General features: G+C 63.3%; 19 protein-coding genes. 10 read left to right on the top strand and 9 right to left on the bottom strand.

Annotation, left to right across the window (positions count from 1 at the left end; all coding sequences use genetic code 11):
* Nucleotides 1–12: 12 nt before the first annotated feature.
* From IB262_RS03650 to IB262_RS03640, 3 genes are all read right to left on the bottom strand, one after another.
* Nucleotides 13–1611 carry a tetratricopeptide repeat protein gene (locus tag IB262_RS03650; RefSeq protein ID WP_112976782.1) on the bottom strand — a complete coding sequence of 533 codons (1599 nt, stop codon included), beginning with the start codon at nucleotides 1609–1611 and terminating at the stop codon, nucleotides 13–15.
* A 223-nt stretch (nucleotides 1612–1834) separates the two neighbouring features.
* The gene (locus tag IB262_RS03645; protein ID WP_192493391.1) at nucleotides 1835–2578 is read right to left on the bottom strand and encodes a polysaccharide deacetylase family protein; all 744 of its coding nucleotides are present in this window, start codon (nucleotides 2576–2578) and stop codon (nucleotides 1835–1837) included.
* 168 nt (nucleotides 2579–2746) lie between these two features.
* Nucleotides 2747–5110, bottom strand: coding sequence for an OmpA family protein (locus IB262_RS03640; RefSeq protein WP_192493390.1), 2364 nt, complete (start codon nucleotides 5108–5110; stop codon nucleotides 2747–2749).
* 418 nt (nucleotides 5111–5528) lie between these two features.
* On the opposite strand from IB262_RS03640, the gene IB262_RS03635 reads away from it, so the two are divergent.
* The 4 genes from IB262_RS03635 (at nucleotide 5529) to IB262_RS03620 (ending at nucleotide 8544) form a co-directional block, all read left to right on the top strand.
* Complete coding sequence (locus IB262_RS03635; RefSeq protein ID WP_034795139.1) at nucleotides 5529–6311, top strand: ABC transporter substrate-binding protein; 783 nt, start codon at nucleotides 5529–5531, stop codon at nucleotides 6309–6311.
* Between the two features lie 169 nt (nucleotides 6312–6480).
* A complete protein-coding gene (locus tag IB262_RS03630; RefSeq protein WP_034795142.1) occupies nucleotides 6481–7284 on the top strand; it encodes an ABC transporter permease in 804 nt (267 codons plus the stop codon).
* On the top strand, nucleotides 7281–8111 hold the full coding sequence (locus IB262_RS03625; protein ID WP_060520672.1) for an ABC transporter permease: 831 nt from the start codon (nucleotides 7281–7283) through the stop codon (nucleotides 8109–8111). The genes IB262_RS03630 and IB262_RS03625 overlap by 4 nt, the downstream gene beginning before the upstream one ends.
* A gap of 166 nt (nucleotides 8112–8277) precedes the next feature.
* A complete protein-coding gene (locus IB262_RS03620; RefSeq protein ID WP_034795148.1) occupies nucleotides 8278–8544 on the top strand; it encodes an usg protein in 267 nt (88 codons plus the stop codon).
* 69 nt (nucleotides 8545–8613) lie between these two features.
* Here the strand turns inward: IB262_RS03620 and IB262_RS03615 are convergent, their stop codons facing one another.
* Nucleotides 8614–9339, bottom strand: coding sequence for a DUF2270 domain-containing protein (locus IB262_RS03615; RefSeq protein ID WP_034795151.1), 726 nt, complete (start codon nucleotides 9337–9339; stop codon nucleotides 8614–8616).
* Nucleotides 9340–9543: 204 nt separating this feature from the next.
* Here IB262_RS03615 and IB262_RS03610 point away from each other — a divergent pair, with 204 nt between their 5' ends.
* The 3 genes from IB262_RS03610 (at nucleotide 9544) to IB262_RS03600 (ending at nucleotide 12045) form a co-directional block, all read left to right on the top strand.
* Nucleotides 9544–10371, top strand: coding sequence for a class I SAM-dependent methyltransferase (locus IB262_RS03610; protein ID WP_034795154.1), 828 nt, complete (start codon nucleotides 9544–9546; stop codon nucleotides 10369–10371).
* A 112-nt stretch (nucleotides 10372–10483) separates the two neighbouring features.
* Nucleotides 10484–11353, top strand: a complete 870-nt coding sequence (locus tag IB262_RS03605) for an NAD(P)-dependent oxidoreductase (RefSeq protein WP_112976785.1) — start codon at nucleotides 10484–10486, stop codon at nucleotides 11351–11353.
* Nucleotides 11350–12045: a DNA alkylation repair protein gene (locus IB262_RS03600; protein WP_162728852.1), complete on the top strand. Its 696-nt coding sequence runs from the start codon at nucleotides 11350–11352 to the stop codon at nucleotides 12043–12045. The genes IB262_RS03605 and IB262_RS03600 overlap by 4 nt, the downstream gene beginning before the upstream one ends.
* Before the next feature lie 15 nt (nucleotides 12046–12060).
* Here IB262_RS03600 and IB262_RS03595 read toward each other — a convergent pair whose 3' ends face one another.
* The 3 genes from IB262_RS03595 to IB262_RS03585 form a co-directional block, all read right to left on the bottom strand.
* Nucleotides 12061–12549, bottom strand: coding sequence for an Lrp/AsnC family transcriptional regulator (locus tag IB262_RS03595; RefSeq protein WP_034795162.1), 489 nt, complete (start codon nucleotides 12547–12549; stop codon nucleotides 12061–12063).
* A 65-nt stretch (nucleotides 12550–12614) separates the two neighbouring features.
* Nucleotides 12615–13253, bottom strand: a complete 639-nt coding sequence (locus IB262_RS03590) for a uracil-DNA glycosylase family protein (protein ID WP_089044151.1) — start codon at nucleotides 13251–13253, stop codon at nucleotides 12615–12617.
* Nucleotides 13246–13833 carry a thermonuclease family protein gene (locus IB262_RS03585; RefSeq protein WP_112976786.1) on the bottom strand — a complete coding sequence of 196 codons (588 nt, stop codon included), beginning with the start codon at nucleotides 13831–13833 and terminating at the stop codon, nucleotides 13246–13248. Before IB262_RS03585 ends, IB262_RS03590 begins: the two co-directional genes overlap by 8 nt.
* Before the next feature lie 305 nt (nucleotides 13834–14138).
* On the opposite strand from IB262_RS03585, the gene IB262_RS03580 reads away from it, so the two are divergent.
* Nucleotides 14139–15674: a HAMP domain-containing sensor histidine kinase gene (locus IB262_RS03580; protein ID WP_090294420.1), complete on the top strand. Its 1536-nt coding sequence runs from the start codon at nucleotides 14139–14141 to the stop codon at nucleotides 15672–15674.
* Nucleotides 15675–15677: 3 nt separating this feature from the next.
* Nucleotides 15678–16220: a GNAT family N-acetyltransferase gene (locus IB262_RS03575; protein ID WP_112976787.1), complete on the top strand. Its 543-nt coding sequence runs from the start codon at nucleotides 15678–15680 to the stop codon at nucleotides 16218–16220.
* Nucleotides 16221–16224: 4 nt separating this feature from the next.
* Here IB262_RS03575 and IB262_RS03570 read toward each other — a convergent pair whose 3' ends face one another.
* Together IB262_RS03570 and cobT are read right to left on the bottom strand one after the other, a co-directional pair.
* On the bottom strand, nucleotides 16225–16638 hold the full coding sequence (locus tag IB262_RS03570; protein ID WP_034795175.1) for a diacylglycerol kinase: 414 nt from the start codon (nucleotides 16636–16638) through the stop codon (nucleotides 16225–16227).
* Nucleotides 16639–16866: 228 nt separating this feature from the next.
* Nucleotides 16867–17883 (bottom strand): nicotinate-nucleotide--dimethylbenzimidazole phosphoribosyltransferase, encoded by a 1017-nt coding sequence (gene cobT / locus IB262_RS03565; protein ID WP_034795180.1) that lies wholly within the window; start codon nucleotides 17881–17883, stop codon nucleotides 16867–16869.
* Between the two features lie 247 nt (nucleotides 17884–18130).
* Here cobT and IB262_RS03560 point away from each other — a divergent pair, with 247 nt between their 5' ends.
* Entirely contained in the window at nucleotides 18131–18919 is a 789-nt protein-coding gene (locus IB262_RS03560) for an adenosylcobinamide-GDP ribazoletransferase (protein ID WP_112976801.1), read from the top strand.
* Nucleotides 18920–18928 lie beyond the last annotated feature (9 nt).

Here is an 18928-nt window from a genome sequence, read left to right as displayed (position 1 = left end):
GGCGCTGCAGGCTCAACGCTGTGAGGCACGGCGATACTCTTCAGGCAGCTTCGCCAGCAACTCCTGCGCTTTCTGCATCCCTTGCGCGGCCGCCTTGGCATACCACTCGGCCGCGGCTGAAAGATCCTGCTCCACCCCATCGCCTCTCGCATAGGCGATACCGAGAAAGAATTGGGCGTCCGCATTTCCTTGCTCCGCCGCCTTGCGGAACCACCTGACGGCAGCCGGAGCGTCAATCTCCACGCCGATGCCATTGAGATAGGCGATGGCGAGATTGAACTGCGCCAAGGCATAACCCTGGTCAGCCGAAAGCTTGTAGAGCCGCGCCGCCTCCTTCGCGTTCTTCTCGATACCTTGGCCATTCGCATACATGACCGCCAGGTTGAATTGCCCTTTGGGATCTCCGCGATCGGCAAGCATCAGGAACCAGCGGTGCGCCTCGGCGTAGTTTTCATCGACGCCGGCACCCGTCAGGTACATGGCGCCGACATTCATCTGCGCTTGCGGGTTTCCCTGTTCTGCCGCCTTCAGGAACAGCTCGAATGCCTGAGCCTCGTCCTTCTCGACACCGCGACCCAGCATGTAGAAGATTGCCAGATCCACCTGCGCCGAGACCATGCCCCGGTCCGCCGCCATCCGGCACCACTTCACCGCCTCCCGATCGTCGCGCCCGACGCCGAAGGCGCGCACGTAGATCGTGCAGAGGAGATTTTGTGCCTGCCCGTTTCCGGCATTCGCAGCAAGCCGCAGCCAGCGATCACCCTCCTTGGTATCGACCCGCCCCGCCTCGCTGTTGAAATAGAGCCTGCCGGCATTCACCTGCCCTTCGATGTTTCCCTGCTCGGCTGCTCGCACATACCAGTTGAGCGCCTCGGGAACGCTGCGTTCGACACCGGTGCCTCTCTCATACATAACGCCGAGATTGTACTGGGCGCGGGGTTCCCCGCCGATCGCGGCGCGCGACTCCCAGCGATAGGCCTCCGCGTCATTCCTCAGCGTACCGTTGCCCCGCAAATAGGCGACGGCAAGATTGTGCATGGCCGCAACCAGCCCCTGGTCCGCAGCCTTCCGATACCATTCGAAGGCCGCGGCCGGATCGCGCGCCGTTCCGCGCCCCTCCTGAAGCATGTAGCCGAGATTGTATTGGGCCGCGGCATAGCCCTGCTCCGCTGCCAGCCGGTAGTAGGCGATGGCCTGCGCGTCATCCTTGGCGACACCCAATCCCTGTTCGTAGTGAACGCCGATATTGTACTGGGCGGCCGGCGTCTTCTGATCGGCTGAAAGCCGAAACCAGCGAAGCGCCTCGACATAGTTCTGCTTCACACCTTCGGCACCGTTGAAGTAGATCGAGCCGAGCAGGAACTGGGCTTTCGCGTTGCCCTTCGCTGCAGCCCTCCCGTACCAGCCGATGGCTTTCATGAGATCGTGGGCAACACCTTCGCCAGTCTGGTAGCGCATGCCGAGATCGACCTCGGCCTCAACGTCACCGGCCTCGGCGCGGTCCAGCACCTGCTCGAATGGTGGCAGAGCCGTGCCTGCGCCATAGGCACGCGTAGGCAAGGAAGCCTGCACGAGCAGTGCGATAACGAGCCCGACGACGACACGTTTCATCCCACCCCTCCAGAACCGGTCGCATAGGGACAGAAGCCTACGGGGAGGAACCGGCAACGGAAAACGGATTTCGACGGGCCGCTACTTTGCGTCGAGCAGCGGCCTCGTGGCCGACGAGACATGAACCGCCGCGGAGGGCGCGCCGCATTCACGGCCCACACTTGCGGCTTACGCCAACGGCCTCGGCGTGCGGATATTTTCCGGTATCAGCCGTTGCTGGCGGTCAGTTCGTCGCGCCGACGGTCATTTCGTCCGGAGTGTCGTTCAGTCGCACGAAGCTGTAGCCCTTCGCCTTGAGGTCGAGGATGCCGCGGGCAACGCCGGCGCCGGCGGAATGGGTCGGTTGGTTGATATGGGCGATGATGACGTCGCCGTCCTTGGCGGCGCGAATGCGCTTCTCCGCCATCGCCGCACCCAGCACCGAGCCACCATCACCGTTCACCGAGTAGCCGGCGATGCGGTAGCCCATGGCGCGGATCTGGCTCATCGACGAATGGGTGTATTTGGCCGTCGCGCCGCGAAACCACTTCGGCGCCGGCAGGCCATGCGCCTTGATTGCGACAGCACCGCCATCGACTTCGGCGGCGACTGCCGCCTCGGAGCCGGCTGCCGCGATGCCATAGACGGAAATCTTCACGTCGATCGGCGGCACGTGCATGGCGCCGTGGTCCTCGATCTCGAATAGATCCGGATGCGCCTTCATCACTTCGACGACGAGGCCGTTGCGCTTCAGCCAGCGCGCGGTGACGAAGATCGTCGCGGGGATGCGGTTTTCGATCAGTGTGCCGAGGATGCGCATGTCGGTGGCGCCGCTGCAGGCATCAAGCGTCAGCGCCACCCGCGGCGCTCCGCCCTTTCCCTCGGGATTGGCGGGCAGACGCAGATCCGGCTCGACGAGCCCGGGCGCGGCGATGGCCGAATGGGCGAGCGTGGTGGCGGCAACGAGCGCGAGAACGAAGGTTTTCATGGCAATCCGAGGAAGATAAATCTGGGAAGGAATGTCAAACGACGGAAACCCGCCTTTTACGAGGCGGGTTTCCTAGTCTTATTCGGGCAGTCCTGCCCGAAGCTTGATCCGCGCAGCGCCAAACATTTTGGCGCCGCGCGCGCCTTGTTAGCGCTGCGCGAAGCCCTGTTAGCGCTGTGCGACCGGGCGAACCAGCGGGGTCACACGGCGAATGGTGACGCGACGGTTCTGCTGTTCGGCGTCCTGGGTGCGAACCTTCAGGAAGCGCTCGCCATAGCCCTGGGTCGCCAGGTTTTCCGGCGGAATGCCGTAGACCTCGGTCAGCAGCGAGGCAACCGATTCGGCGCGCTTGTCGGAGAGCACCAGGTTTGAGCGGTCCGAGCCGACGGCATCGGTGTGGCCCTCGATGAAGAAGGTTTCACCCGGATCCTTGGCGAGGATCTTCTCCATCGCGGCTGCGACCTTGCGCATGGTCTTGGCCTGCGACATCGACACTTCGGCGCTGCCCGTCGGGAAGGTGATCGTGTCGAGGTCGACGCGGCGCACCTTGTCACGCAGGCGGGCGGAGTGGCGGACTTCGTCCATGGTGTAGACGCGCTCGACACGCTCGACCGGCGGCTCGGCCAGGAACTCGTAGTAGTCGCGATCCGGATCGTCGGAAACGTCGGCGATGTAGTCACGAACCGGGATGCGCAGGCGCATCGGCGGCAGTTCGTAGCCGACGTCGATGATCGCCGGACGCGGACCCTCGTCACGCTCGGGCGCATAGATCATCAGGTATTCGTTGCCGTCGCGGTCGACACGCGAGCGCTGCAGGATGTCGCCGTAACGGTTGTAGACGGTGACGATCCGGTAGCCGCCCGGACGCACGATGGTTTCGCGGGTACGACCGCGCGGAAGCTGATCGTAGTAAGTCTCTTCCGCATCGTAACGCAGGCGCGGACGGTCGTCGCCACGCACGAAGATCTGGTCGCCGACACCGAGGATCACCCGGTTGTCGACCTGCTCGACGATCTTTACCTCGGTGATGTTGTTGGTGATGTTGTTGACCGTCGTGTTGTTGTTGATCACCGTGTTGTTGATAACAGTGTTGTTGACGATGTTGGTCGTCTCCGGAACCACGAAGACCGGAGCCTCATCGACGCGCGTCCCCTTTTCGTTGAGGTTCGCTTCGATCTTCTGCGGTAGGTCGGCCGGCATCTCGGCAGCAATCGCAGCCTGCGCTGCGGCATCGTCGGCCGGCGGAGGGGCGTCCTCTTCCTTGGCGCGCAGTTCCTCACGCAGCTTCTGGCGCTCTTCGCGCGCCTGGTTGCCGCCGGCATTGTCGGCGTCCTTGTCGCTGTCGAGCACGGCAGCACCGTTTTCGACCGGCAGCACGACGGTTTCGTCGGTCGCGGCCGGATCATCGGCGATCTTCACCTTCTCTTCTTCCGTGCGGGTGTCGACCACTTCCGGAGCCGGCTGCTGCACCTGTGGCTGCTCGGCCGTTACCGGCTGCTCCGTGCCGGGCTCGGGCTGACCTTCGCCGGTCTGCGGCTGCTCGGTACCCGGGACCGGCTGTCCCTCGCCCGTCTGTGGCTGTTCGGCACCAGGCACCGGCTGTCCCTCGCCCGTCTGCGGCTGTTCTGCACCAGGCACCGGCTGGCCTTCGCCGGTCTGCGGTTGTTCCGCGCCAGGCACAGGCTGGCCCTCGCCAGTCTGCGGCTGCGGCTCGACGGCGGGAGCGGTTTCGCCACCAGCCTTCGGCTCTTCGGCAGCCTTCTGCTCGTCAGCAGCCTTCTGCTCGTCAGCGGCCTTCTGTTCGTCAGCAGCCTTCTGTTCGTCAGCGGCCTTCTGCTCTTCAGCGGCCTTCTGCTCGTCGGCGGCCTTCTGCTCTTCAGCGGCCTTCTGCTCGTCGGCGGCCTTCTGCTCTTCAGCGGCCTTCTGCTCTTCGGCAGCCTTCTGTTCGTCAGCGGCCTTCTGCTCGTCGGCGGCCTTCTGTTCCTCTGCAGCCTTCTGCTCTTCGGCCGCCTTCTGCTCTTCAGCAGCCTTGCGGGCAGCCTCTTCCTCAGCAGCCTTCTGCTGCTCGGCAGCCTGACGTGCGGCTTCTTCTTCAGCAGCCTTCTGCTGTTCGGCAGCTTGGCGTGCGGCTTCTTCTTCAGCAGCCTTCTGCTGCTCGGCAGCCTGGCGCGCAGCTTCTTCCTCAGCGGCCTTCTGCTGCTCGGCGGCCTGGCGCGCTGCCTCTTCTTCAGCGGCACGCTGCTGCTCGGCGGCCTGACGGGCAGCCTCTTCCTCAGCAGCACGCTGCTGCTCGGCAGCTTGGCGTGCAGCTTCTTCTTCAGCGGCGCGCTGCTGTTCGGCAGCCTGGCGCGCGGCTTCTTCTTCCGCCTGGCGCTGCTTCTGCAGCAGCAGTTCCTCGTCGGATTGGCCACCGCCCTCCTGTGCAACCTCGAATGGCTTCATCAGGCTGTCGGCCACCGCGGGCGGAACCGCCACGGACACCGACAGCACCGGCAGCGCGACGGTCGCGAACAGCTTGGATCGAATCGACATTTTGTCTTCCTTCCTCTTCCTGGGAGGTCCTGGCCCGCATCCTCTCGTCAACCTGTGACACGCTGAAGAAGAGAATGCGAACACGAATACTTACGGGGCCTTGACCCAAGGTTTCGGCTTTTTTGTGTTGGCCGCGAGACGCGCGGTCCAATGCAACGCCCAAACCGCGAACCGGTTCCTTGACAAGGGCTAGCGGAGGCAAGATTAACCGCCGCTGAACGCCCCGTTCATGTTTCTCCCGCGCGGAAAACCACAATCATCGGTCGAAACTTGATTCCCGTTGAGCGCCTTCGCTTTCCTGTTGATTTTTAGTGGAAAAGAGTACGAATATCGCCACAACCGGCGGCAGACGCCCCGGCTGAAATTGGCATCCGCGAAAAACAACAATGCCGGATGTCGACCAACAGAGAGGACTATCATGCGTATTTCCAAGCGGCTGGCAGCCGCCGCATCGGCTGCCGTTTTCGTGCTCATGGCAGGCTCGGCCATGGCCGACGGCGAAAAGGTCGTGATCGGCACGGAAGGCGCTTACCCGCCCTTCAACAACCTGGAAGCGGACGGCACGCTGACGGGCTTCGACATCGACATCGCCAAGGCGCTGTGCGTGGAAATGAAGGCCGAGTGCACTTTCGTGACGCAGGACTGGGACGGCATCATTCCGGCGCTCATCGCCAAGAAGTTCGACGCCATCATCGCGTCCATGTCGATCACCGCCGAGCGCAAGGAAAAGGTCGACTTCACCAACAAGTACTACAACACCCCGCCGGCAATCGTCGTGCCGAAGGATTCGCCGATCACCGAGGCAACCGCAGCCGCCCTTCAGGGCAAGGCGCTCGGCGCGCAAGGCTCGACCACCCATTCCAACTATGCCGAAGCGCATATGAAGGGTGCCGAAATCAAGCTCTATCCGACGGCTGATGAGTACAAGCTCGACATCGCCAACGGCCGTATCGACGCAGTCATCGACGACGTCGTCGTGCTCTCGGAATGGCTGAAGACCGCTGACGGCGCCTGCTGCAAGCTGCTCGGCACCCTGCCGATCGACCCCGTTATCAACGGCGACGGCGCCGGTATCGCGGTCCGCAAGGGCGACGATGCGCTGCGCGAGAAGTTCAACAAGGCGATCGAGGCGATCCGCGCCAACGGCAAGTACAAGGAAATCAACGAAAAGTACTTCCCATTCGACGTTTATGGCAGCTGATTGACGGTTTCCGGTGCGAATCCATAGTGAATCATGCCGGAAAAACGTCGGTTGATGCGAAAATTGCAACGGCGGATGGCTTGCCCTTCCGCCGTTTTTGTTTGACAAGTGCCTAAAACAAAGCGCGATCGATACGCATAAAAACAGCGCAAAAGGGGAAATCTCTGACATGAGCGGGTTGTTTGCCGGCTTCTATTCCATCCTCTCCTGGATCGGATCGATCGTCGATCCATTCTGCGGCCCGGTCGGGGTCTTTACCTGGCTCGCACCTGGCACGCTTCTCGCCTGCGGTGACACCGGATGGGGCGACGATATCGCCCACGGCTTCGTCATTACCGCGAGCCTTGCCATCGCAACGCTGCCCGTCGGCCTGTTGATCGGCTTCTTCATCGCGCTGGGCAAGCAGTCCGAAGAGCGCACGGTTCGGCTCGCGTCGAACATTTACACGACGATCTTCCGCGGCCTGCCCGAACTGCTGACGCTCTTCATCGTCTATTACGGCTTGCAGATCCTCGTTCAACAACTGCTGGCATCGCTCGGCTACGACGGTCCGGTCGAGATCAATGCCTTCTTCGCCGGCATGATCGCACTCGGCGTCGTCTTCTCCGCCTATTGCTCGGAGGTGCTGCTGTCGGCTTTCAAGGCCATCCCGCATGGACAATACGAAGCCGGTGACGCCCTTGGCTTGCATCGCGGCCGCACCATGCGCCTCATCATCCTGCCGCAGCTCGTGCGCATCGCCCTGCCCGGTCTCGGCAATCTCTGGATGGCGCTGCTCAAGGACACCGCCCTCGTCTCGGTCGTCGGCCTGACCGACATCCTGCGCCAGACCGGCATTGCCGCCCGCGTGACCAAGCAGGCCTTCGAATTCTACGGTGTTGCCTGCGTGCTCTTCCTGATCCTCGCGATGATTTCCTCGATCGTCTTCTCCTACATTGAACGGCGAACCAAACGTGCGGAGATGGGCCGATGAGTGTCGTTGCAACGATGATCCCGCCGCAGGCGCCGCCGCCGGTTCCGCCGAAGCCCTACACGCTCACCCGCTTCGTCGGCAGCGTTGCGCTCGGCATCTGGCTGGCACTCGGCGTCGGTATCTTCCTGACCGTGGTCGGCGGCTGGGATCCGGACAAGTTTGCCAAATACGGCCCGCGCTTCATCAACGGCCTCGGCGTCACGTTGATGCTGGTCGGCCTTTCGATCGTCATGGGCGCCATCCTGTCGCTGCCGATCGCCTTTGCCCGCATGTCGAAGAACAAGGTCCTGTCGTGGTTCGCCTACGGATACGTCTACTTCTTCCGCGGCACGCCGCTGCTGGCACAGCTCTTCCTCATCTACTACGGCCTCGGCAGCTTTCGCCCGCAGCTGGAAGCGGTCGGCCTGTGGTGGTTCTTCCGCGACGCGTGGAACTGCGCGATCTTCGCTTTCACGCTCAATACTGCGGCCTACCAGGCGGAAATCCTGCGCGGCGCGATCGAGAGCGTGCCGCGCGGCCAGCGCGAAGGCGCTGACGCGCTTGGCCTTCCCCAGCGCGTCGCCTTCTGGAAGATCATCCTGCCGCAGGCAATGATCGTGGCGCTGCGCCCCTACGGCAACGAGATCATCCTGATGATCAAGGGCTCGGCGATCGTCGCGATCGTCACCGTCTTCGATCTCATGGGCGAAACCCGCTATGCCTTCTCGCGTACCTTCGACTTCCAGATGTATATCTGGGCAGCCATTCTCTACCTCATCATGGTCGAGATCCTGCGCAACATCTGGAGCCTGCTGGAAGCGCGGCTGACCCGCCATCTGAAGCGATAGGCTTTCTACGTCGGTTTCGAACAAAGCTTGGCAGCACTCCCTAAGAGAGGCTGCCAAGCTTTTGTTATTTCACGAGAAAGTTTCACTTCGGGACAAATATTAGCCCTTGATTAACAAATCAGGCGTTTCATCATAGGGACCAACCTTTGCGAGAAGTGAGGTCCACATGACGAACGAGATGGAACTTCAGCTCAAGGGCTACGGACTGACGACGGCGCAGATCCTCTACCACCTGCCCGACCATCCGGCCTTCCTGCAAACCTATATCTGGCAGCACTACGACATTGCGCCGGACTTCCCCGAAATGCGCAGCTTCCTGAAATTCTGGGAAGAGAAACTGGACGGGCCGCTGCATTCGGTGCGCTACGTGCACCGCAAGCTGATCTCGGCCACCGAATGGCGCGCACTGAAGGGCGAGCTCATTCTGCACTGAGAGCCGCCGACGGCGACCGCTCTCTGTCACCAGGAACCCTGGATCGGCGAGGCGTGACGCCCGGCGCCCTCAGACATGCACCTCCCCATGCGCGAGTTCGCCTTCGCGCGGCTCCTTGTGCAGCGAGCCGTAGAGCACCAGCCCGTAAAACACGATGACACCAACAATCACCGGCCAGCCGGGCAAGGGACCGAGGGCCGCATTCTGGGCGACGTCCATCCAGGAGCGCACGTGGCCGAAGGGCTCGCCATTGGTGGAGATCTTCGGCGAGGAAATCTTCAGCGCCCACGCGAGCAGCAGGATCAGGTACATCCAGCAGTAATTGCGCTGCAGCCGGCGGCAAAGCGCCTCGCGGTAGCTCATCAGGAAAGCGGGCTTGCGCAGGCTCTTGGCGATCGACGCCGCCCAATTGAGGTTCGGCGTGCCATCGGGCGCCAGGATCTGGGCGAAGTAGCCGCGCTCCAATTGCCGTACCCGGGCGCGATAGACGTCGAAGAAGCGATAGCGCCGGGCTTCGATCAGGAGCAAGAGCGTAATCAGCAGCATGGCGAAGAGCAGCACGCCATGATGCGACGACGGTGTCGACAGCGAGACCGAGAGCAGCGCCGCAACGACGGTGATTGCCCAGTTGGAGGTCCGGTCGATGCGGTCGCGCCAGCCGGCCATGCGCCCCATTTCGCCGCGATAATAGTGCACCACCGCGTTGATCTGCTCCTGCGACGTCTGCGGCAAGGGCGGGCCTTTCGGCTCCTTCGTTTCGGCGCTCAAGATCAGCGGCCCAAGCTCGGCGGACATCGGCATTCCTCCCGTCTTTTCTTATGCTTGCGATGATGACTCCTTTCCTGTCGTCGATAAATCCCGATGGCGCCGCATCGCGACGTTTTTCGTCCGGAAGGCCAAGGAAATCCTGCCACTGACCGCCAAAACGCCAGATCCACGCCCGCAAACCTTTCGCCGACGGCGATTGCCAAAAACCGGCTGCGGACGTAAGAAGCGCCCATGACCCAGAAAAGCACGAAAATCGACGAGGAAGCGCTGGCCGAGGCCTATAACCGCGCCCTCTCCCTGGAAAAGTCCGGCAAGTTCGATGCCGCGGCGCAAGCCTATGCCGAAGTGCTGGCGCTCGATCCGGAAGACCACGGCGGCGCTGCCGTGCGACTGGCTTCGATGGGACGCGGCGAAACGCCGGTGAAGGCGCCCGATGCCTATGTCGCCACGCTCTTCGACCAGCATGCCGAAGTCTTCGACAACGTGCTCGTCGACCAGCTCGGCTACTGCGTGCCGCTCCTCGTCCGCCAACGCCTGCAGGCGCTTGAACTCGGGCCCTTCGACCGCGTGCTGGATCTCGGCTGTGGCACGGGTCTGACCGGCGGCGCGCTCCGCGACATGGCCGAAGACATCACCGGCGTCGACCTCTCCGAGAACATGGTCGAGATCGCCCACGAAAAAGACCTCTACGAGACGCTTTACGTTGCAGAGGCGGTCGACTTTCTCGACGACAACGACGACGAGCCCTTCGACCTGATCGTCGCCACCGACGTGCTTCCCTATATGGGCGCGCTCGAAGCGCTGTTTTTCGGCGCGGTCGACAACCTCGTCCCGGGCGGCCTGCTGATCTTCTCCAGCGAAACCCTGCCCGCAGAGACCTTCGCCGGCCGCAATTTCATGGTCGGCCCGCACCAGCGCTTTGCCCATGCCGAGAGCTACCTGCGCGACCGTCTCGCCGCCACCGGCTTCGAGATCGTCGAAGTCGGCGACATCACGGTGCGCCTGGAAGAAGGTGAGCCGATCGCCGGACATCTGGTGGTCGCGCGCTTCAAGCCCTGATCGGGCCATGACAGCATCATGAGAAGGGAGCATCGCACGATGCTCCCTTCTCTCTTTTCCGCACCCGCGCCATCGGCTACACCAAGGCGAAAGCAATGGGAGTATTCGGAAAATGGCAAAGGTTGCATTCATTGGTCTCGGCGTCATGGGCTACCCCATGGCCGGCCACCTCAAGGTCCGCGGCGGGCACGAGCTGGCGGTCTATAACCGCACCTTCGCCAAGGCCGAAAAGTGGGCGGCCGAGTTCGGTGGTCGCGCGGCGCGTACCCCGGCAGAGGCCGCCGATGGCGCCGATTTCGTCTTCTGCTGCGTCGGCAACGACGACGACCTGCGCTCTGTAACGACGGCCAAGGACGGCGCCTTCGAAAAGCTGAAGGCCGACGCCATCTTCATCGACAACACCACAGCCTCCGCTGAGGTCGCCCGCGAACTCTACGAAGCGGCCAAGGCCCGCAATGCCCACTTCGTCGATGCCCCGGTTTCCGGCGGCCAGGCAGGCGCCGAAAACGGCGTTCTGACGGTGATGTGCGGCGGCGACGAAGCCGCCTTCGATCGCGCCAAGCCGGTCATCGAAGCCTTTGCCCGCATGGTCGGCCTGATGGGTCCGGCCGGTGCCGGCCAGATCACCAAGATGATCAACCAGATCTGCATTGCCGGCCTCGTCCAGGGGCTCGCCGAAGGCATCCACTTCGGCAAGAAGGCGGGTCTCGACATCGAGAAGGTCGTCGACGTCATCTCCAAGGGGGCAGCCGGCTCCTGGCAGATGGAAAACCGTCACAAGACGATGAATGCCGGCAAGTACGACTTCGGCTTCGCCGTCGACTGGATGCGCAAGGACCTCGACATCGTGCTCGCCGAAGCCCGCCGCAACGGCGCCAAGCTGCCGGTGACCGCGCTGGTCGACCAGTTCTACGGCGATGTGCAGGAAATGGGCGGCAACCGTTGGGATACGTCCTCGCTGCTCGCCCGCCTCGAAAAGTGAGCCTTAGCCCGTCCTCGACCGCGGGCGAGATCATCGCTCACCTGCGGTCTCTCGGCTCTGAAGACAATCTCGCCGGCATGGCGCGTTTCGGTATCGTCACCGACGCCGCCATCGGGCTTTCCAACGTCGAGCTTCACAAGATCACCCGGCTGGTGAAGACCGATCACCGCCGGGCGCTGGCGCTCTGGCAAACCGGCATTCGCGAGGCGCGCATCCTGGCCGCCTTCACCGCCGATCCGAAAGTACTGACGCTCGACGAGGCGCGCCGTTGGGCGGAAGATTGCAATTCCTGGGAAGTGGTCGATACCGTCGCCGACCTTTTTATTGCCGCGCGCTTCGAGCGCGAACTGATCCCGGAATTTTCAGCCGACGAACGGGAATTCGTCCGCCGCATCGCCTTTGCGATGATCGCGACGGCTGCAGTTCACCTGAAGAAAGAACCGGACGCAGCGCTTCTCGCCTGGCTGCCGTTGATCGAGCAGCATTCCGGCGACGAGCGCAACTTCGTGAAGAAAGCGGTCAACTGGGCGCTCCGGCAGATCGGCAAGCGCAACGCCGCCTGCCACGGCCCGGCCCTTGCGCTTGCGAAGCGACTGGCGGAAAGCTCGAACCGCGCCGCCCGCTGGACGGGCAAGGACGCGGTTCGCGAACTGTCGAACGACAAGATTCTGGCAAGGCTTGGCCTCCCCTGAGTCTGCTAGCTGAGGTCAGTCCTCGCTGGATTTCGCCTGGTCGATCATCATGTAGTCGAGCGGCAGCTCGGTCGTATACTTGATCTGCTCCATGGCGAAGACGGAGGAAACGTCGCGGATCTCGATCTTGGCGATCATGCGCTTGTAGAAGGCGTCATAGGCCGCGATGTCAGGCACGACGACACGCAGCAGATAGTCCACGTCGCCACTCATGCGGTAGAACTCGACGACTTCCGGAAATTCGGACACGACCTCGGAGAAGCGGCGCAACCACTCCATCGAATGGGAGTTCGTACGGATCGACACGAAGACCGTGACCTTGGTGTTGATCTTCACCGGATCGAGCAGCGCGACGCGGCGGCGGATGACGCCGTCCTCTTCCATCTTCTGGATACGCCGCCAGCACGGCGTGGTCGAAAGCCCGACCTTCTTGGCGAGGTCGGCAACGGCCAGCGTGGAATCCTCCTGCAGCAGGCGCAGGATTTTGCGGTCTAGGCGATCCATAAAAGTCCCTCTCGAATTATTTTTCCCTCTATAGCGCGAAATTGATGAAGATAAAGAAAATTGTTTCAGTTCGTGAGAACGAAAACACGTTCGCGCAAGAAGGGCAGCACGTCCGCTTCGAACCAGGGATTTCGCTTCAGCCAGCCGGTGTTGCGCCAGCTCGGATGCGGCAACGGCAGGATCGCCGGCACGGCGTTGCGCATCGCGTAGCGCCGCCAGTTCTTCACCGTCTCGGTCATCGATTTCGGACAGTCCGGGCCGATATGCCAGCGTTGCGCATAGTGGCCGATCGCCAGCACCAGCTCCACCTGCGGCATCTGCTCCATCACCCGGTGGCGCCAAAGCGGCGCGCATTCGCGCCGCGGAGGCAAGTCGCTGCCATGGGCGTCATAGCCCGGAAAGCAAAAACCCATCGGCACGATCGCGAATTTCTCCGGATCGTAGAAGCTCTCGCGATCGACAGCCAGCCATTGCCGCAGCCGATCGCCGGACGCATCGTTGAACGGCAGACCGCTGTCATGCACGCGCAGTCCGGGCGCCTGCCCGGCGATCAGGATGCGCGCCGCAGTGGAGATCACCGCCACAGGCCGCGGCTCGTGCGGCAGCCGGTCGGCCTCGCCGCGCAGCGGGCTGTCGCGACAGATGCGACAGGCCGAAATTTCCGCCCGCAACCGATCGAGTTGAGCAATGCGGTCGTCAGGCATCGGCGATACCGGAAAAAAGTGCGGTCAGGCGTTCGAGCAGCCAGCTGCGGATCGCCGCAAGCCAGCCATCGATGAGGTGCGGCCCCTCGTCGGGATGACCGTTCGTCCGGCGCCACTCCTGCGGTTTCACGAATTCGCCGGCCCAGAGCCCGCGCTGCTCCCGTTCTGCCCTTGCCTCCTCAGCCTCATAGCGCCCGTAGCTCACCGCATAGCCCGAAAGCACCATCTCGCGCCCGACATCGCGGTGGGCAGCATCGCAAACGCCGAGCTCGCGGCCGTATTTGTCCCGGCCGTGAAACCGACAGCGCACATCACCCGCCGAGACGAGCGCCCGCAATCTGTCGCGCGCCTCGCGGCCGCAGTCCCAGGCGACGCCGTCGCGCCTGCAGGTCTGGTCGAGCTCCGGCGCGTCGATGCCCTCGATGCGGACGCGTTTACCGTCGATCCGCAGGCTGTCGCCGTCGCTCGCGATCGCCGCGCCCCGTGCCGAACCGGTCGCAGATCGCTCTCCGACGGGCAGCCTGTCGGCGACAAACGCGCCGATCACCAAGAGGATGAGAATGATCCATCCGCCGGCCATGCCGCCACGTCCGCCGGACGGCGCATGACCGCGGGACCTGCCGCGGCCCTTGGGAAACCGATATGTCGTCCGTCCGAATTTCACGCCTACCCTAACCTCGATTGCCGCGGGACTGCCTCGCAGACCAGCGCGTCATAAACATGGTCGATTCCAAAAGATTAGAGAAGGAACCTCACATGCAGCGCGATCCATCACGACCTGAACACGGCTGCGCCACAATGGTTGTCGAATCCTTCACGCACCGCAGCAACTTCTTAAGGATTGCTCACTAGACTGCAACGCAATCGCAACCGTCGCATATGAGCATGAGTATCGCTGCCAGCACATCGACCGATAAGATTATCGTCGACAAATCGCGTAGCCATCGAAACAAGGCCGTTTCGAGGACGGTCCGCGCGACGCGCGAGCGGCTGCAGACAGGCTCGTCGGTGCCCTCGGGCTTCGAGCGCGAGATGCTCAATCTCTACATCGACAGTGCTCTGCATGGCGCGATCGCCATTCCGGTGCTTGTTACGCTGATTGCGGCGGTCGGCATCTATCTCTCCGGCAATCTCGGTTTCGTCCTCTGGGCGGTCATGACGCTCTCGGCCCATGCCGTCACGCTCTTCTTTGCGCGCAAGGCACGCCGGGAAGACATCAGCGCCGAGAAGGTTCCGGTCTGGCGCCGCCGCTTCCTGCTCGGCCAGGTGCTGATGGGCCTCTGCTGGGCGACCTTCGTCGCACAGGATTGCGCGAGCTGCGGCAACGTGCGCTTCGGCTTCTTCGAGGGCACGGTGCTGCTGGTCGCGCTTGCTGCGACCGCTATGGGCACGTTCCTGCTGCGCAATGCGCTCCTTTACACTTTCGCCCCGGTCGTGGCAGCCCTCGCCTTTGCGTCGCTCACGACCGGCGACGTGATCTATATGGGGCTCACCGGCGTCATCTCGCTGTCGCTGCTCTTTCTGGTGCTGATGACGGACCGCATGAACCGCGCAAGCGTGCACATCCTCTCCGTTCAATCGGAAAAGGACGACCTGATCGCGGAACTTGAAGTTGCAAAGTCGATGTCCGACGAAGCCCGCCGGCGTGCCGAAGAAGCAAACCTCGCCAAGTCGCGCTTCCTCGCATCCATGTCGCACGAGCTGCGCACGCCGCTGAACGCCATTCTCGGCTTCTCCGAGGTGATGTCGACAGAGGTTCTGGGCCCGCTCAGCAACCCGACCTACAAGGAATACACCAACGACATCCACCGCTCTGGCGAGCACCTGCTGAACCTCATCAACGAGATCCTCGACCTGTCGCGCATCGAGGCCGGCCGCTACGACCTCAACGAGGATTCGGTCAGCCTGGTCGATATCGCCGAGGATTGCATCGGCATGGTGCAACTGAAGGCGCGCGCCAAGAACATCACCATCCACCAGCAGTTCGAACACGGCATGCCCTCGGTCTGGATCGACGAAAAGTCGATGCGCCAGGTCATTCTCAATCTGCTGTCGAATGCCGTGAAGTTCACCAATACCGGCGGCGAAGTCACCTTCAAGGTCGGTTGGACCGCGGGCGGCGGCCAGTATCTCTCGATCAAGGACAACGGCCCCGGCATTCCCGAGGAAGAAATCCCGATCGTGCTCTCGGCCTTCGGCCAGGGCTCGATTGCCATCAAGAGCGCCGAACAGGGCACGGGTCTCGGCCTGCCGATCGTCCAGGCCATCCTCGCCAAGCACAATGGCGAATTCATCCTGCGCTCGAAGCTGCGCGAAGGTACAGAGGCGATCGCCATCCTGCCGGCGCGCCGCGTGCTCGAAAGCCTGCCGGCGATCGAGGATGTCGCAGCCCCGGTTCGCCGCCGCAAGAGCTTCGCCTGATCCATGCACATCGAAACGCAGCGCCTCAGGCTTCGGCCCTGGGAAGAACGCGATATCGCGCCTTTCGCGCTTGCCAATGCCGATCCTGAAGTCCGGCGCTACTATTATCCGGCCATTCTGACGCGCGACGAAACGGCAACGATGATTGCCGACTGCGCCCGCCATCTCGCCGACCGCGGCTTCGGCTTCCTCGCCGTTGAACGCAAATCCGATGGCGCGCTGATCGGCGGTCTCGGCCTTTCTGAGGCTGGAGACGAAATCCCCGGCGGACCGCAGGTCGAAATCGGCTGGATCCTTGCCCGCCCGTACTGGCGGCAAGGATACGCGCTGGAAGCGGCGAGCGCCTGCCTGGACCATGCATGGCGCACACTCGGCCTTGCCGAGGTTATCGGCTATACCTCGCGCATCAACCAGCCTTCGCGGGCGCTGATGGAAAGATTGGGCATGCGCTCGGATCCGGCCGATGATTTCGACGACGTCACGGTACCCGGGGGCAACCCGCTGCGTCCGCATGTGCTTTATCGGGTGAAGGCGCCGGCCCGTTAGCCGGTCAGTTCATGAAGCCGTCGAAGATCACGACATAGGCGGCATAGACACCGTTGGCGACAATCAGGCAGAGGCAGGCGAAGGAGCCGAGATCCTTGGCGTTCTTACCCATTTCCGAGATTTCGGGAGAAACGCGATCGACAATTTCCTCGATTGCCGTGTTGATCGCCTCGAAGGCCATCATCAGCAGGAACAGGATCGCCATCGCCACATATTGGAAGAAGGTTGCGCCGACGATGATGAAAGCGATCATCGCGGCGGCAAAGGCGATCAGCTCGTGGCGAAAGGCAGCCTCGCCGATCAGCCGCTTGGCGCCGCCGAGCGAATAGCTCGCAGCGGCAAAGAGATGCCGAATGCCGGTCTGCTTCTCGACAGGACCCGTCTGTCCAATGCGGTGCGTGGTGTTCTTGGCGTCCATTTCGTCTCGACAGGGCTTGAAACTGTGCTTGCTTCGACATCGTGATTAAGGCGAATGCAAGGCGGTCTCGGTTGCGGGCACCCAAGACTATAGCTAGGGCGCGCATTTGCGCTTTGGATAGGCGAGAAGGACGCATCCATCAAGGCCCGGCACGCGACAGCTTCGCGCCCGTGACAGGCCTTGGACAGAAACCGGCCGGCCTTCCTGCAAAGCCCGGCCGGAACTTCACTATTCCTTGTTGCTGACGCCGGCCTGGGCAAAGGTCGCCATGCCGCTGTGGCAAGCGGCCGCTGCCTTGACGATACCGGCGGCAAGGGCCGCGCCCGTGCCTTCGCCAAGCCGCATGCCGAGTGCCAGCAGCGGCGTCTTGCCGAGCTTCTCGATCGCGCGCAGATGCCCCGGTTCGCCCGAAACATGGCCGATCAGGCAATGGTCGAGGGCCGACGGGTTGGCCGCCTTCAGGATCGAAGCCGCAGCGGTCGCCACGTAGCCGTCAATGATGACAGGTACCTTCTGGACGCGGGCGGCCAGGATGGCGCCAGCCATGGCCGCGATCTCACGACCGCCGAGGCGACGCATCAGTTCGAGCGGATCGGACAGGTGATCGCGATGCAGCGCCACGGCCTTTTCGACCGCGGCGATCTTGCGCTTCAGCACCTCGCCTTCGGAGCCGGTACCCGGACCGACCCATTCTTCGGCCGTGCCACCATAAAGGCCGAGATTGATCGCGGCCGCGATCGTGGTGTTGCCGATGCCCATTTCGCCGATGCACAGAAGATCCGTGCCGCCGGCAATCGCCTCCATGCCAAAGGCCATGGTCGCGGCGCAATCGCGCTCGGACAGCGCGGCTTCCTCGGTGATATCACCGGTCGGGTATTCGAGTGCGAGGTCGAAGACCTTCAGCCCGAGGTCGTGGCTGACGCAGATCTGGTTGATCGCAGCGCCACCGGCGGCAAAATTCTCGACCATCTGTGCGGTGACGGATGACGGGAACGGGGTCACGCCCTGGCGGGTGACGCCGTGGTTGCCGGCAAAGATCGCCACCAGCGGCCGGTTGACCACCGGCGCCTTGCCCGTCCAGGCGGCGAGCCAGAAGGCGATTTCCTCGAGGCGGCCGAGCGCGCCCGGCGGCTTCGTCAGCTGGGCGTCCCGCTCCCGCGCGGCAACAAGGGCTGCCGCATCCGGGCCCGGCAGGTTGCGCAACAATTCGCGAAAATCATCAAACGGCAGGCCGCTAGCACTCATGGGAGGAATCCTTGCATCATCGTGAAGCTCTATCTACGCCCCTCATAGAGGGCGCCGAAAATTCGGGCAACGACATTTGCGCCAATCGGCGTCGCCGTCTCGATCCGCGAGCGGTCGCAGACGGCCTATGAAAGGTCTGGGAAAAGTGTGCGCGGCCCTCGCGGGTGCGCCCGCCCGGCTTGCGAGACTCGCCGCAGTCGGCGAGTTTGGCAGCGGCCGGGTCGATGGCCGCAACCTTGGAGGAGCCATGGGCTTCGTTGGCGATTTCTGTGACGATGTGGCGCGGTCGATCGGCTTTCTCAGCCGCATCCCGATGCCTGCGCGCCATTTCGAAGGTTATGACGGGCGCTTGAGCCGTGCCGTGCGCGCCTTCCCGCTAGCCGGCCTGGCGATCGCACTGCCATCGGCGGCCGTCGCCATGGCCCTCATGGCGCTGCAGGTGAGCTCGCTCTTTGCCGCCTTTGTCGTCGTCGCCATCCAGGCGCTTGTCACCGGCGCACTGCACGAAGACGGGCTTGGCGACACGGCCGATGGCTTTGGCGGCGGTCGCGACCGCGAAGCGGCGCTCGCGATCATGAAGGACAGCCGCATCGGCACCTATGCGGCCGTCGTCCTCATCCTCTCCTTCGGCCTGCGCGTCTCGGCGCTCGCCTCGATCCTGCCGCTCTTTTCGCCGCTGGGCGCCGCCATGGCGATCCTTGGCGCAGCGTGCCTCAGCCGCGCCGCCATGGTCTGGCACTGGTCGTCGCTTCCGCCGGCGCGCAGCGGCGGCGTCGCGGCCTCGGCTGGCGAGCCGGAACCGGCGGCCACGCGCTTCGCGCTTGCCTTCGGACTTCTTGTCGCAATGCTGCTCTTCTATCTCGCGCAGGTCCCGGCGCTCGGCGTCATCGCGGCGCTCGTCGCATTCCTTGCCACGGTCAAGGGCTTCGCTCGGCTGGCGATGCGCAAGATCGGCGGACAAACGGGCGACACGATCGGGGCGACGCAGCAACTGACCGAAATCGCCGTGCTCGGTGCCCTTGCGCTGACGGTTTGAAACATCGAT

Source organism: Ensifer sp. ENS02 (assembly GCF_014851885.1).
In the GTDB taxonomy this organism is placed as follows: Bacteria; Pseudomonadota; Alphaproteobacteria; order Rhizobiales; family Rhizobiaceae; genus Ensifer; species Ensifer adhaerens.
The sequence above is the reverse complement of the archived record's forward strand: the minus strand, read 5'-3'. Positions and strand labels throughout refer to the sequence as shown.